We start from the raw sequence: 13,783 nt of genomic DNA, 5'->3' as shown, positions 1-13,783 counted from the left end.
GGCCAGCCATGCGGAATCTCCTCTCCTTCCTCACCCGGACCCCGGTGGTCGCGGCCCTGCTGGTGGCGCTGGGCGTCGCCGCGGAGTTCGTCAGCGGCGCCACCGTGCAGATCTGGTCCTTCCTTCTCGTCAACGTCCTGCTGGCCCAGAGCATCAACCTGCTGACCGGCGTCGCCGGTCAGATATCGCTGGGCCACGCCGGCTTTCTCGGCATCGGCGCCTACGGCTCCGCCCTGCTGATGAAGAACTTCGGCCTTCCGCTGCCGCTGACCCTGCTGGCCGGGGTGGCGATGGGGGCGGTGAGCGGCTGGCTGCTGTCCTTCGCCGCCGGGCGGGTGCGCGAGTTCTACCTCGCCATGATGACGCTCGGCTTCGGCATGATCTTCTACGAGGTGGTGCGCGAGTGGACCTCGGTCACCGGCGGCATGATGGGGCTGAGCGGCGTGCCGTCGCCCGGCCTGCGCACGCTGACCCTGCTCGGCTGGTCCATCGGCCCGACCGCCTATTTCCAGATCATGCTGGCGGTGGTCGCGGGGGTGGTGTGGCTGCTGCGGAACTTCGTCACCAGCCCCTTCGGCCGTGCCTTCTTCGCCATCCATGTCAGCGAGGTTGCGGCCGGCAGCATCGGCGTGCCGCGCGCCCGGACCAAGCGCAACGCCTACATGCTCAGCGCCGCGCTGGCCGGGCTGGCAGGGGGCTTCTACGCCCATCTCGTCGGCTATCTCGGGCCGGAGACCTTCGGGCTGCACCGCTCGGTGGAGGTGCTGGTGATGGCGGTGGTCGGCGGGCTGGGCACGCTGGCCGGACCTGTGCTGGGCGCCGTCGTCTTCACCTACCTGCCGGAGAAGCTCCAGATCTTCGCCGAGTACCAGTTCATGGTCTACGGCCTAATCCTGCTGCTGTCCTTCGTCCTGCTGCCGCGCGGGCTGGCCGGTTTGCTGCTGCCGCGCCCGCGCTTCGCCAAGGACGTGGCGCCGCTGCCCGCCCAGCCGCCCGCCGCACCGAAACCATCGGGGAGCGGGCCGCTGCTGAGCGCGGAGGGGGTTTCCATCAGCTTCCTCGGGCTGCGGGCGCTCGACAACGCGTCGGTCACCGTGGGGGCGGGGGAAATCCTCGGCCTCGTCGGGCCGAACGGGTCGGGCAAGAGCACGCTCGTCAACATCATCAGCGGCATCTACCGGCCGGGCGACGGGCGCGTGACCTTCGACGGCGCCGCCATCACCGGCCTGCCCGACCACGCGGTGGCGCGGCGGGGCGCGCTGCGCACCTTCCAGGACCCGCGGCTCGTTCCCGCCTTTACGGTGCGCGAGAACGTGCTGCTCGGCGGGCACCGGCTCTACCGGCAGAACCCGCTGGCGGCGGCGCTGAACCTGCCGGGTGCCCTGCGCGAGGATGCGGCGATGCTGGGCCGCGCCGACGCCATCATCGCCATGGCCGGCCTGTCGCATCTGGCCGACACGCCGGTGCGCGACCTGCCCTATGGCGACCAGCGGATGACCGAGCTGTCGCGCGTCATCCTCGCCGACCCGCGCCTCGTCATGCTCGACGAGCCGGCGGCGGGCCTGTCGGAGGTCGAACTGCAACGGCTGGGCGGGCTGGTCCGCCATCTGAAGGAACGGGGTGTCGGCGTGATCCTGATCGAGCACCACATGGATTTCCTCAACGAACTGGTCGACCGCGTGGTCGTGCTGGACAGCGGGCGGGTCATCTACCAGGGCGGCATGGCCGGCATGTACCGCGACCCGGCGGTGGTCGCCGCCTATCTCGGCACCGAAACCCACCCGGGGGAGGCCGTCCATGCCTGACGAGATCAATCCTGCGAGCGGCCTCGAAATCCACGGGCTGGAGGTCCGCTACGGACCGGTGGAGGCGGTGCGCGGCGTCTCGCTGCGGGCCGAGCCGGGGACCATCACCGCCATTCTGGGCGCCAACGGGGCCGGCAAATCCTCGCTGATGAAGGCGATCTCCGGTTTGGTCCCGGCGACGGCGGGGCGCATCACGCTGGACGGCGACGACATCACGCGGCTTCCTCCGCACGAGCGGGCGCGCCGCGGCCTGTCGCACGCGCTGGAGGGGCGCCGGCTGTTCCACCGCATGACGGTGGAGGAGAACCTGAAGGTCGCCTGGGACTTCCGCAACCGCGGCGGCAACTTCCGCGCGGTGGCCGACCGCGTCTACGAGCAGTTCCCCATGCTGGCGCCGCGGCGGCAGACCCCGGCGGGCATGCTGTCGGGCGGGCAGCAGCAGATGGTCATCCTGTCGGCGGCGCTGATCCACGAGCCGCGCTACCTGCTGCTCGACGAGCCGTCGCTGGGGCTGGCGCCGGTGATCGTGCAGCAGATCTTCGGCTTCATCGAGTCCGTCTGCCGCGAGCGCGGCACCACCATCCTGCTGTGCGAGCAGGTGGCGGCCATCGCCCTGCGCGTCGCCCATTCCGGCTGCGTGCTGCGGCGCGGGCAGGTGGTGCGCGGCGGTCCGGCGGCGGAGCTGGCCGCCGATCCGGCGCTGTCGGCGGCGTATCTGGGCGGGTGAGTGGGTGCTGCGCTTGCCCCCATCCCGGCCCTCCCCCGCTGACGCAGGGGAGGGAGAATGGTCCCCTCCCCTGCACAGCGGGGGAGGGTTAGGGTGGGGGCAAGTGTGCCCATGCCGGACCAATCAACGACGGGAGGAAACCACCATGCAGTCGGGTGTCTACGAGTTCCTGGCGCAGGACCGCGTCATCTACGGCCGCCCGGCGGCGGAGGCGGTGGCGGAAACCGTCGCCAAGCTGGGAAAACAGCGCGCGCTGATCGTGGCAAGCCGGACGCTGAGCCGAGGCACAGGCGTCGTCGCCGCCATCCGCGACGCGCTGGGCGCGCGTTGCGCCGGGGTCTTCGATTCCTGCGTCGAGCATGTGCCGCGCGCCTCCGTCCTGGCGCTGGCCGCGGAGGTGCGGCGGCTGGAGCCGGACCTGATCGTCACGGTCGGCGGCGGCACGCCCATGGACACGGTGAAGGTCGCTCTGGTCGCGCTGGCCGAGGGCATCACCGACACCGCCGGCTTCGACGCCGTTCGCATCCGCGTCGCCGAGGACGGAACCCGCATCGTCCCGGCGGTGAAGGACCCGCCGCTGCGCCAGATCATCGTGCCGACCACCCTGTCGGGCGCCGAATTCTCCAACCTGGGCGGGGCCACCGACCCGGACCGCCGGGTCAAGGACCTCTACACCGGGCGGCACATCGGCGGGCAGGTGGTCATCCTCGACCCCGCCGTGACCGTCCACACGCCGGAGCGGCTGTGGCTGTCCACCGGTATCCGCGCCGTCGACCACGCGGTGGAGACGGTCTGTTCCCGCAAGCCCCAGCCCTTCACCGACGCGACGTGCCTGCACGGGCTGGCGATGCTGGCGCGCTCCCTCCCCGCCAACCGGGAGAGGCCGGACGATCTCGACGCGCGGCTGGACAGCCAACTCGGCGTCTGGCTGGCCTCGACCGGGCTGGGCCGGGTGGAGTGGGGGGCCAGCCACGGCATCGGCCACCAGCTCGGCGCCGTCGCCAACGTGCCGCACGGCCATTGCTCCTGCGTCATGCTGCCCAGCGTGCTGCGCTGGAACCACCCGGTGAACGCCGACCGCCAACGGCTGGTGGCGCAGGCGCTGGGGCGGGAGGACGACGACGCGGCGGCGGCGGTCGCCGATCTGGTGCGCGCCCTGGGGCAACCGGACAGCCTGCGGGCGGTCGGCGTGACGCGCGACCACTTCGCCGCCATCGCCGCCGGGGCCATGCAGAACATGATGGTCCGCAGCAACCCGCGTCCGGTCATCAAGGAGGACGATGTCCGGGAGATCCTCGAACTGGCCTGGTGATCCGCAAGCGCCACCACCGTACGGCCCGAACGGCCCCGCCCCTCCCGGCGGGGCCGTTTTGCGTTCGGGATGCGGAGGGGAGCAGCCGTGCAAAATGACTATGGGGGTATGCATTTCAAACAATGCCAAAGACAGACAATTCGTTTGACCAACAATATGTGTGCACTCATAATCTTCATAGAAAATAGAATTCTCAATAGAGAACGGAGAGCGCGCCATGCTCACCGACGACCAGGACCGGGAGTCCTTCACCCTTTCCACGACCTTCAACGCCGGCAAGCCGGTCGGCGCGGTGGTCAGCGCCTTCGCGATCCTGCGTCATCTGGCGGCGCAGGATGGCGCGGTGTCGAGCGCGCAGGTCGCCCGCGCGCTCGGCCTCAACCCGAGCACCTGCTTCAACATCCTGAAGACCCTGGCCGCGGAGCGGGTGGTCCAGTTCGAGGAGGTCGGCAAGGCGTACCGGCTGGGCGCCGGGCTGCTGGAGCTGGCGGGCAGCGCGCTCGACCAGGTCGGCTACACCCGGCTGCTCCATCCGGAGCTGGAACGGCTGGCCGCCGCGTGGCAGACGCCGATGACGGCGTGGCTGCGGGTCAGCGACCACCGCGTCATGCTGGTGGATCAGGCGGTGTCCAGCTCGGCCATCCAGATCCACATGCGGATCGGCCACCGGCTGCCGCTGCTGGTCGGCGCGCTCGGCCGCTGCATGGCGGCGCACGCCGGCCTGCCGGTGGAGGAGATGCGCCGCCAGTACGCCGCCGTCCGCCAGGACAACCCGCCGCCCTTCGAGCAATTCCTGGCCGAGGTGGAGGAGGCGCGGGCCGCCGGCTACGCGGTGGACCGCGACGGCTTCACGCGCGGCGTGACGACGGTGTCCAGCCCGATCCTCGACGCCGAGGGCCGGCCCTTCCTGGCCCTGTCGGCGGTCGGGCTGACCGCGCAGTTCTCCGACGAGCGGGCCGCGGCCATGGCCGCCGACCTGAGCGACACCACGCGGCGCATCGGACGGCAGCTTGCCGGGTCGGGCCGAACCGTCCTTCAGAGGGAGAGCATTCGATGACCCCGGTGATCTCCGGAGCCGCCGACACCGCCGTCGGACGGCTGGACGGCAGCGGCTGCATGGCGCTTCACGCCGAAGCGGCGTCCGCGGCGCTGGCCGACGCCGGCCTGCGCGCCGACGAGGTGGACGGCGTGCTCTGCGCCTATTCGCTGGCCGAGCCGCATCTGATGCTGTCGTCGGTCTTCAACGAGTATTTCGGCATCGCGCCGTCCTACAGCGCCGCCGTTCAGGCCGGCGGGGCGACCGCCTGCGCGCTGGTGATGCAGGCGGCGGCGCTGGTGCGGGCAGGCATCTGCCGCAACGTGCTGGCGGTCTGCGCCGACAACCGGCTGACCGGGCTGGGGCGCAGCGGCGCCGTTGCGGCGCTGGCCGAGGTCGGGCATCCGCAGTTCGAACGCCCCTACGGCATGTCGATCCCCGCAGCCTACGCGCTGGTCGCCCGGCGTTGCATGCATGAACGGGGCGTCACGGCGGAGCATCTCGCCGCCATCTCCGTCACCCAGCGCGGCCACGCGCGCCGCCATCCCAAAGCCCAGGCCCGCGACCCGCTGACCATGGAGCAGGCGCTGTCCGCCCGCATGATCGCCGACCCGCTGCGGCTGTTCGACTGCTGCCTCGTCTCGGACGGCGGGGCCGCCCTGGTGATCAGCGCCGCCGACGCGGCGGCCGACCATACGGACCGTACGGTGTCGATCCTCGGCTACGGCCAGATGAACACGCACGAGCACGCCTTCGCCATGCCGTCGCTGACCGATTTCGGCTGCCGGCAATCGGCGGCGCAGGCCTTTGCCATGGCCGGGCTGACCCCGGCGGACATCGACGTGGCCGAGATCTACGACAGCTTCACCATCACCCTGCTGGCCGAGCTGGAATCCATCGGCTTCTTCCCGAAGGGGGAGGCCGGTCCGGCGATCCTCGACGGCGCGCTGGAGCTGGACGGGGTCCTGCCCTGCAACACCCACGGCGGGCTGCTGTCCTACGGTCATTCGGGGGCGGCGGGCGGCATGTTCCACATCGTCGAGGCGGTGCGGCAATTGCGCGGCGAGGCCGAGGCCCGGCAGGTGGCGGGGGCGGAAACCGCCTTCGTCCATGGCGACGGCGGCATCCTGTCCGCCCACTGCTCGCTGATCCTGGGGAGGGCCTGACGATGAGCACGACCGATCCGTCCCTCATGAAACCCGCCCCGCTGGTCACCGCCGACACCCGCGCCTTCTGGGACGCCTGCGCGGAGGGTGCTCTGACCTTTCAGCGCTGCGCCGCCTGCGGCCACGTCCAGTTTCCGCCGCGGCCCTTCTGCACCGAATGCCGGGCCGCAGGGCCGGGGACGGAGCGGTCCGCCGGGCTCGGCACCATCCACAGCTTCACCATCGTCCACCGGGCGCCGACCGCGGCCTTCAAGGCGGACACGCCCTACGTCCTGGCGCTGGTCGATTTCGACGAGGGCTTCCGCCTGATGGTCAATCTGCGCGGTGGACCGCCGTCGGACGCCCGCATCGGCCTGCGCGTCCGCGTCCTGTTCGAGCCGCTGGCCGGCGGCGGCGCGCTGCCGCAGGTCCGGCCCTTGGTGGAGTGAACCCAACCCTTCGGGAGGGACCATCCATGCATTTGTTCGACACGCTCCGGGAAGGCGCCTCCTTCGGCGCCGAGGAGCTTCACCTGTCCGACGCGCTGATAGAGCGCTGGACCAGCCTGTATCCCGACGACCCGCCGGACGGGCGGATGCCCGCCGGGATGATCGCGGTGGCCACCATGCGGGCCTATTCCAGTCTCGTCGTGCCGCGCCCGCCGGGGAACATCCACGGTTCCCAGCGTTACGAGATGCTGCGCCGCCCGGCGGTCGGGGAGCGGTTGACCACCCGCATCGCCTGCGCTGGAAAGGAGCTGAAGCGCGACCGCCGCTGGGTCCATTTCGACACCGAGACGGTGGGGGAGGATGGGATCCCCTGCTTCCGCGGCCGCATGACCATCCTGTGGGCGGCCTGACCATGACGGACGGGATGACCACCATCGACCGCCTGACCCCGGTCACCAAGCGGATCGACCGCGCGGCGATCCGGCTTTACGCCGAGTTGACCGACGACTTCAACCCGATCCACGTCGATCCCGACTTCGCGGCGAAGACGCCGATGAAGGGCATCATCGCCCACGGCCTGCTGTCGGTGAATCTGCTCTGGCAGTCGGTCCGCCGCAGCCTGGGCGAGGCGGCGGTGTCCGACGCGATGCTGGACATCCGCTTCCTGCGCCCGGTGCGCGAGGGCGACGTGGTGACCGCGGGCGGCGAGCGCCGCGCCGACGGCGACGGCTACGACGTCTGGATCGACAACCAGCATGGGGAAACAGTGATCGCCGGACGCATCCTGCACGGGCCGGGGAGGGCGGCGTCATGACCGGCACGCTTCTCGTCCGCGACGACGGCAACCTGCGGCGCATCACCCTGAACCGACCCGCGAAGATCAACGCGCTCGACACCGCGACCCTGCGGGCGCTGGCCGAGGCCGTGGTCAGCGCGCCCGCCGCCGGGGCGGCTCTGGTGGCGATCGACGGTGCCGGACCGCGCGGCTTCTGCGCCGGCGGCGATGTCGCCGAGATGAGCCGGGGAGCCGAGGCCTTCGCCGCCCAGGAGGAGGCGCTGCGGGCGGCGATGCAGGCGCTGCACGGCTCGGCGGTGCCGGTGATCAGCGTGGTCCACGGAAGGACGCTGGGGGCGGGCTGTATCGTGGCGTGCCTCAGCGACCTCGTGCTGGGTGCCGACGATGTGCAGTTCGGCTTTCCGGAGATGCGCTTCGGCCTCTACCCGGCCTTCGTCCACGCCGCCCTGACGGAACGGCTGCCGGCGGCGCTGGCCTTCCAGATCCTTGCGGGGGGCCGGATGATGGACGCGGCGGAGGCCTACGGCTTCGGCTTCCTGACCGAGATCCTGCCCGCCGACGACCTCGCCGAGGCGGCGGAGGCGCGCATCGCCTACTACCGCGACCGGCTGGACGCCCTGGCGGCGGGCCGGCGCATCCTGCGGATGGAGAACCGCCCGTCGATGGCGGAAAAGACCGCGCGGCTGGCCCCGTTGCTGGCCGAGAACCACGCGGCGCCGTCCGTCCGGCGGCTGCTGTCCGGGCTGTCTTTTGCCCGCTGACGGACGCGCGCTGATGGGCGCCCGCCGACTTTCTTTCGAAACGGCAACGAGTCCCGCCAACGGGACCGCGTCACCCCCGAACAACGGATTCCTGGGAGGGAACGATGTCGAAACGCACCCTGTTCGCCGCGCTCGTGCTGAGCAGCGCCCTGTCCACTGGCGCCCTGTCCACCACCGCCCTGGCCGCCGACCCGGCGGTCTACAAGATCGGCGGCATTTTCGCGATGACCGGCGCCTCGCCCCATTACGGCAAGGTGATGAGCGCCGGGGCGCAGCTTGCGGTGGACGAGATCAACGCCCAGGGAGGCATCGACGGCATCAAGCTGCAACTGGTCATCGAGGACCACAAGAGCGGCAGCGCCCAGGCTGCGGTCGCCGGCATGAACCGGCTGATCGACGTCGAAGGGGTGAAGGCGGTGCTGCCCTCCTTCTCCACGGTGACGCTGGCCACCATGCCCATCGGCGACCAGAAGAAGGTGATGATGATCAACGGCGGCGGGGTCAGCGCCCAGACGGTCGGCACCTCCCCCTACATGTTCAACATCCGCTCCATGGCGTCGGATCTGGCCGCCGGCATCGCCCACCGCGCGGCCGAGCAGGGGGCCAAGAAGCTCGCCCAGATCGCCATCAAGTCGGAGTTCGGCGACGCCACCATCGCCGCCACCACCAAGGCGTGGGAGGGCATGGGGCTGAAGATGGTCGCCGCCGAGCAGTTCCAGGCCGACGCCGCCAACATCGACACCCAGGTCGCCAAGCTGCGCGCCTCCCAGCCCGACGCCATCGCCAACTGGCCGACCACGCCGCAGGCCGGGCTGGCGGTGAAGCGCATGCGCGAGCTGGGCATGAAGCAGCCGGTCTACTGCATGGAATGGACCGCCGAGGACACCAAGGTCGCCGGCAAGCACGCCGAGGGGGTCGAGGTCGTTACCGACTACTTCGCCGCCACCGAGGAGAACCCCTGGTCCAAACGCTTCGCCGACGCCTACAAGGCGAAGTTCGGCGAGATGCCCGACTTCTACGCCGCCAATTACTACGAGGGCGTCTACGTCATCGCCGAGCTGATCCGGCGGGCGAAGGCCAAGGGCGGCGACTATTACAGCGGCGAGCGTCTGGTGCAGGCGCTGTGGGAGAATCCGACCTTCGACAGCGTCTACGGCAAGACGCTGACCTTCCGCAAGAACGGCGTGGCGCAGAAGCCGGTGGCGGTGTTCCGCCTGGAGAACGGCGAACAGAAGTTCGTGAAGTTCACCACCGGCGAATGATCGTCGGTCCGCCCGACTTAGCCCTCTCCCCAGGGGGGAGAGGGGGAAAAAATCAGGAGGGCCATTCCATGGATCTGCTCATCCAACTGACCCTGAACGGTCTGTTCAACGGCGCGCATTTCGCCCTGCTGGCGATGGGTTTCGCGTTGATCTTCGGGACGACGGGCGTCGTGCATTTCGCCTACGGGCCGGTCTACGCGGTCGGTGCCTACGCCATCTGGGCGCTGGCGGCGCTGGTCGGGCTGCCCTTCTGGTTGGCGGTGCTGCTGGGGATCGCCTTCACCGCGGCGCTGGGCGTCGGCTGCTACCTGTTCATCTACCGCCCGTTCGAGATCAGCGGCAGCCCGCCCTTCGTCGTTCTGGTCGCCTCGCTCGGCCTGTTCATCGTCATGAAGAACCTGATCGGCATCGTCTTCGGCACCGGGGTCAAGACGGTCGACAGCGTCGCCTACGACGTGCATTTCGTCGGCGACGCCTTCTTCACCACGGTGCAGGTGGGGCAGGTGGCGGCGGCGCTGCTGGTCGGCTGCGGCATCGCGCTGTTCCTGCGGGCCAGCCGCTACGGCAAGGCCATTCGCGCCATGGCCGACAACCGCGAGATGGCCACCGTCATCGGCATCGACACCACGCGGCTGTCCATGCTGGTCTTCGCGCTGGGATCGGCGGTGTCGGCGGTGGCCGGGGCGCTGGTCCTGCTGCGCGACGGGCTGAACCCCAACATGGGCTTCGGCGCGGTGTTCGTCGCCTTCGTCGCGGTGATCGTCGGCGGGGTGGGATCGCTGCGCGGGGCGGTCATCGCCGCCTTCCTGCTGGCCTTCGTGCAGAGCCTGGGCATGTGGCAGATCCCCACCGAGTGGCAGAACACCATCGTCTTCGTGGTGCTGTTCGGGTTCCTGCTGGCCCGCCCCTCCGGCATCGTCCGCCGGGCGTGAGGGGGGAGCACAGCCATGGAATATCTCGCCCACATCCTCGTCATGGTCTGCCTCTACGGCATCCTGGCGACCTCCTTCAACCTGCTGATCGGCTTCGGCGGCATCTTCGCCCTGGCGCACGCCACCTTCTACGCCAGCGGGGCCTACGCCGCCGGCATCCTGGCGACGAAGCTCGGCATCGGTTTTCCCCTCACCCTGCTGGCCGGGGTGGTGGTGACCGCCGTCCTCGGCTTGCTGGTCGCCTTTCCCGCCATGCGGGTGGGCAGCCATTATCTGGTCGTCATCACGCTGGCGCTGCAGGCCATCACCATCGACGTGCTGATGAACAGCAAGCCGCTGACCGGCGGGCCGGACGGCATCGCCGGCATCCCCCCGGTGTCGCTGTTCGGCACCGCGCTGACCAGCCCGGCGAGTTTCCTGCCGCTGGCCGCGGTGATGGCGGCGCTGTGCTGCGCCGTCGCCTGGAGGCTCGGCGCCTCGCCATTCGGACGCTCCCTGCGCGCCATGCGGGAGAACGAGGCGGCGGCCCAGGCGGTCGGCAAGAACCTCGTCCGCATGAAGCTGGTGGTCTTCGCGATGTCGGCGGGGCTGGCCTCGGTCGCCGGGTCTCTGGTCGCCCACTACATCGCCTTCGTGAACCCGGAATCCTTCACCATCGAGGAGACCATCCTCATTCTCGCCATGGTGATCCTGGGCGGCATGGGGAACCTGTGGGGCTCGCTGGCCGGGGCGGCGATCCTGGTGCTGCTGCCGGAAGGGCTGAAGTTCGTCCATGTGCCGGGCGACATCGCCGACATGGTGCGGCAGGTGATCTACGGCGTCGTGCTGATCGTCATCCTGCGCCTGCGCCCGGAGGGGCTGTTCCCTGAGACGGTGTTCCGCACCCCGACCGGGGCCGCGCGGTCCAGCGTTCCCGCCAACGGCCCGCTCGTGGGTGCGGTGGAGCGCGCGGCCGGCACGCCGGGCGAGGTGGTGGTCTCCGCGACCTCGCTGTCCAAGCATTTCGGCGGCATCCAGGCGGTCAAGGACCTGACCATCGACCTGAAGCGCGGCGAGATCGTCGGGCTGATCGGTCCCAACGGCGCCGGCAAGACGACCGCCTTCAACCTGTTGTCGGGCTTCCTGCGCCCGACCGGCGGCACCATCCTCTACCGGGGCCGCGACGTCACGACGCTGAAGCCGCACGAGGTGGTGGCCGCCGGGCTGGCCCGCTCCTTCCAGGACCTGAAGCTCTTCACCAAGCTGACGGTGGTGGAGAACATCCTGGTCTCGCTGCCCGCGCAGCCGGGCGACCGCCCGCTGGACGTCTATTTCCGCCCCGGCCTCGTCCGCCGGACCGACCGCGAGAACGTCGCCCGCGCGCTGGAGATCGCCTCCTTCGTCGGGCTGCTCGCCAAGGCCGACGAGACCGCCGCCAACCTCTCCTACGCCGAGGAGAAGCTGCTGGTCATCGCCCGGCTGCTGGCGACCGGGGCCGACGTGCTGCTGCTCGACGAGCCGCTGTCCGGCCTCGACACCTTGACGGTGGAGCGCATCTGCGGGGTGATCCGCGACCTCGCCCGCGCCAACAAGGCGGTCTGCATCATCGAGCACAATCTGGAGGTCATCCGCGGCGTCTGCGACGAGATCGTCTTCATCGACGAGGGCCGCGTGCTGACCAAGGGACCGCCGGACACGCTGATGCGCGACCGCGAACTGGCCGAGAGGTATTTCGGATGACCGAGATTCACACCATGCCGATCGCCGAACCCGTCCTGGAGGTGCGCGGCCTCAGCGCCGGCTACGGCAAGCGGGCGGTGGTCCACGAGGTGGACCTGACGGTGCGGGCCGGCGAGATCCGTGTGCTGCTGGGTCACAACGGGGCCGGCAAGACGACGCTGGTGCGCTCCGTCTTCGGGCTGCTGCGGCCCTCCGCCGGGACCGTGCGCTACCGGGGGGAGGACATCACCCGGCGGCGCTGCGCCGACAACGTGAAGGCGGGGATCGCGCTGGTCCCGCAGGGGCACGGCATCTTCCGCAGCCTGACCGTGCGCGAGAATCTGGAGCTTGGCGCTTACACGGCCCACGACCCGGCGGAGATCCGGGCGAACCGCGACGCGGTGATGGACCTGTTCCCGATCCTGCGCGAACGCGCCGGCCAGATCGCCGGCACCATGTCGGGCGGGCAGCAGCAGATGCTGGCGATGGGCATGGCGCTGATGCACCGGCCCGACGTGATGATCCTCGACGAACCGTCGATCGGCCTCGCCCCCAACCTCGTCCAGCGCGTCATGGAGGCCATCGCCGAGGTCAACCGGGCGTTGCGCATGGCCGTGCTGATGGTCGAGCAGAACGTCGTCCACGCCCTGCCCATCGCGCAGAGCGTCACCGTGCTGCGCACCGGCCGCAAGATTTACGAGGGCCCGCCCGAGCCGCTGGGCGACCGCCAATACCTGATGACCCTTTTCTGAAGAATTCCGCACAGAAGGACGAAATCATGGCCCGTCAGAAGATGCTGATCGTGGGTGCGCTGGGGACCGTCGGCCGCCCGATGCTGGAGCATTTCGAAGCCTCCCCGGAATGGGACGTCTGCGGCGTGTCGCGCCGCACCCCGGATTTCGAGACCGCCGCCGAATGGACCGCCGTCGATCTGCGCGACCCCGACGACTGCCGCAAGCTGCGCGCGATCAAGGGCGTCACCAACATCTGCTACACCGCCGTCTATGAAAAACCCGACGTGACGCGCGGCTGGTCGGAATGGGACCATGTCGAGACCAACCTCGCCATGCTGAAAAACGTGGTCGAGAATGTCGAGGCGGTGTCGCCCAACCTGCGCCACATAACGCTGCTCCAGGGCACCAAGGCCTATGGCGGCCATCTCGGCCCGTTCCGCCAGCCGGCGCGCGAAAGCGATCCGCGCTACATGCGCCCCAACTTCTACTACGACCAGCAGGACTGGATCAGCGAGCGGCAGCAGGGGAAGGAGTGGAGCTGGAGCGTGCTGCGCCCGCAGATCGTCTGCGGCCTCGCGGTCGGCAGCCCCTTGAACATCATCACCGCCATCGGCGTCTTCGCCGCGGTGTCGCGCGAATACGGCCTGCCGCTGCGCTTCCCCGGCGGGGCGTCGCGCATCGGCGAGGCGACCGACGCCCGGCTGATCGCCAAGGCCACCGAGTGGGCCGGCACCAGCCCGCAATGCGCCAACCAAGTCTTCAACATCGCCAACGGCGACGTCTATGTCTGGGAGAACGTGTTCCCCAAGGTGGCGGAGCTGTTCCGCATGGAGCTGGAACCGGCTCAGCCCTTCTCGCTGGCCCGCATCATGCCGCAGAACGAGCCGATCTGGGACCGCGTGGTCGCGAAGCACGGCCTCAAGCCCTACAAGTACACCGAGGTCGTGCCGTCCTGGCAGTTCGCCGACTTCCTGTTCGGCTACGGCCAGCGCCCCAACCCGCACCACATGAGCACGATCAAGGCGCGCAAGCTGGGCTTCCACGACTGCGTGGACAGCGAGGAGATGTTCGTTGATCTCCTCCAGGAACTCCAGAAGCGCCGCATCCTGCCGGAATGAAAGAGGCC

14 protein-coding genes are annotated in these 13,783 nt (G+C 69.9%); all 14 read left to right on the top strand.

Going from position 1 to position 13,783, the window contains the following annotated elements; genetic code table 11:
- The first annotated feature begins 8 nt into the window (after window positions 1-8).
- The 14 genes from D3869_RS24910 (at window position 9) to D3869_RS24845 (ending at window position 13,775) form a co-directional block, all read left to right on the top strand.
- On the top strand, window positions 9-1,805 hold the full coding sequence (locus D3869_RS24910) for a branched-chain amino acid ABC transporter ATP-binding protein/permease (RefSeq protein WP_137142445.1): 1,797 nt from the start codon (window positions 9-11) through the stop codon (window positions 1,803-1,805).
- Window positions 1,798-2,532, top strand: a complete 735-nt coding sequence (locus D3869_RS24905) for an ABC transporter ATP-binding protein (protein ID WP_137142444.1) — start codon at window positions 1,798-1,800, stop codon at window positions 2,530-2,532. Before D3869_RS24910 ends, D3869_RS24905 begins: the two co-directional genes overlap by 8 nt.
- A 145-nt stretch (window positions 2,533-2,677) precedes the next feature.
- A complete protein-coding gene (locus D3869_RS24900) occupies window positions 2,678-3,844 on the top strand; it encodes an iron-containing alcohol dehydrogenase (protein ID WP_137142443.1) in 1,167 nt (388 codons plus the stop codon).
- Window positions 3,845-4,061: 217 nt separating this feature from the next.
- Window positions 4,062-4,901 (top strand): IclR family transcriptional regulator, encoded by an 840-nt coding sequence (locus D3869_RS24895; protein WP_137142442.1) that lies wholly within the window; start codon window positions 4,062-4,064, stop codon window positions 4,899-4,901.
- Window positions 4,898-6,046 carry a thiolase family protein gene (locus D3869_RS24890; RefSeq protein ID WP_137142441.1) on the top strand — a complete coding sequence of 383 codons (1,149 nt, stop codon included), beginning with the start codon at window positions 4,898-4,900 and terminating at the stop codon, window positions 6,044-6,046. The genes D3869_RS24895 and D3869_RS24890 overlap by 4 nt, the downstream gene beginning before the upstream one ends.
- 2 nt (window positions 6,047-6,048) lie before the next feature.
- Window positions 6,049-6,474, top strand: a complete 426-nt coding sequence (locus tag D3869_RS24885) for a Zn-ribbon domain-containing OB-fold protein (RefSeq protein WP_137142440.1) — start codon at window positions 6,049-6,051, stop codon at window positions 6,472-6,474.
- Window positions 6,475-6,500: 26 nt separating this feature from the next.
- Window positions 6,501-6,884, top strand: coding sequence for a hypothetical protein (locus D3869_RS24880; RefSeq protein WP_137142439.1), 384 nt, complete (start codon window positions 6,501-6,503; stop codon window positions 6,882-6,884).
- A 2-nt stretch (window positions 6,885-6,886) separates the two neighbouring features.
- Window positions 6,887-7,288: a MaoC family dehydratase gene (locus tag D3869_RS24875; protein WP_137142438.1), complete on the top strand. Its 402-nt coding sequence runs from the start codon at window positions 6,887-6,889 to the stop codon at window positions 7,286-7,288.
- Window positions 7,285-8,031: an enoyl-CoA hydratase/isomerase family protein gene (locus D3869_RS24870; protein WP_137142437.1), complete on the top strand. Its 747-nt coding sequence runs from the start codon at window positions 7,285-7,287 to the stop codon at window positions 8,029-8,031. The genes D3869_RS24875 and D3869_RS24870 overlap by 4 nt, the downstream gene beginning before the upstream one ends.
- A gap of 104 nt (window positions 8,032-8,135) precedes the next feature.
- The gene (locus D3869_RS24865; RefSeq protein WP_137142436.1) at window positions 8,136-9,293 is read left to right on the top strand and encodes an ABC transporter substrate-binding protein; all 1,158 of its coding nucleotides are present in this window, start codon (window positions 8,136-8,138) and stop codon (window positions 9,291-9,293) included.
- A 68-nt stretch (window positions 9,294-9,361) separates the two neighbouring features.
- Entirely contained in the window at window positions 9,362-10,225 is an 864-nt protein-coding gene (locus D3869_RS24860) for a branched-chain amino acid ABC transporter permease (RefSeq protein WP_137142435.1), read from the top strand.
- Between the two features lie 15 nt (window positions 10,226-10,240).
- Window positions 10,241-11,944, top strand: a complete 1,704-nt coding sequence (locus D3869_RS24855) for a branched-chain amino acid ABC transporter ATP-binding protein/permease (protein WP_137142434.1) — start codon at window positions 10,241-10,243, stop codon at window positions 11,942-11,944.
- Window positions 11,941-12,675: an ABC transporter ATP-binding protein gene (locus D3869_RS24850; RefSeq protein WP_114857308.1), complete on the top strand. Its 735-nt coding sequence runs from the start codon at window positions 11,941-11,943 to the stop codon at window positions 12,673-12,675. Before D3869_RS24855 ends, D3869_RS24850 begins: the two co-directional genes overlap by 4 nt.
- Window positions 12,676-12,701: 26 nt before the next feature.
- Window positions 12,702-13,775 carry an SDR family oxidoreductase gene (locus D3869_RS24845; protein WP_137142433.1) on the top strand — a complete coding sequence of 358 codons (1,074 nt, stop codon included), beginning with the start codon at window positions 12,702-12,704 and terminating at the stop codon, window positions 13,773-13,775.
- The last annotated feature ends 8 nt before the right edge of the window (window positions 13,776-13,783 follow it).

It is taken from the genome of Azospirillum brasilense, assembly GCF_005222205.1.
Classification (GTDB): domain Bacteria; phylum Pseudomonadota; class Alphaproteobacteria; order Azospirillales; family Azospirillaceae; genus Azospirillum; species Azospirillum brasilense_G.
This window is presented reverse-complemented; position numbering and strand designations above follow the sequence as displayed.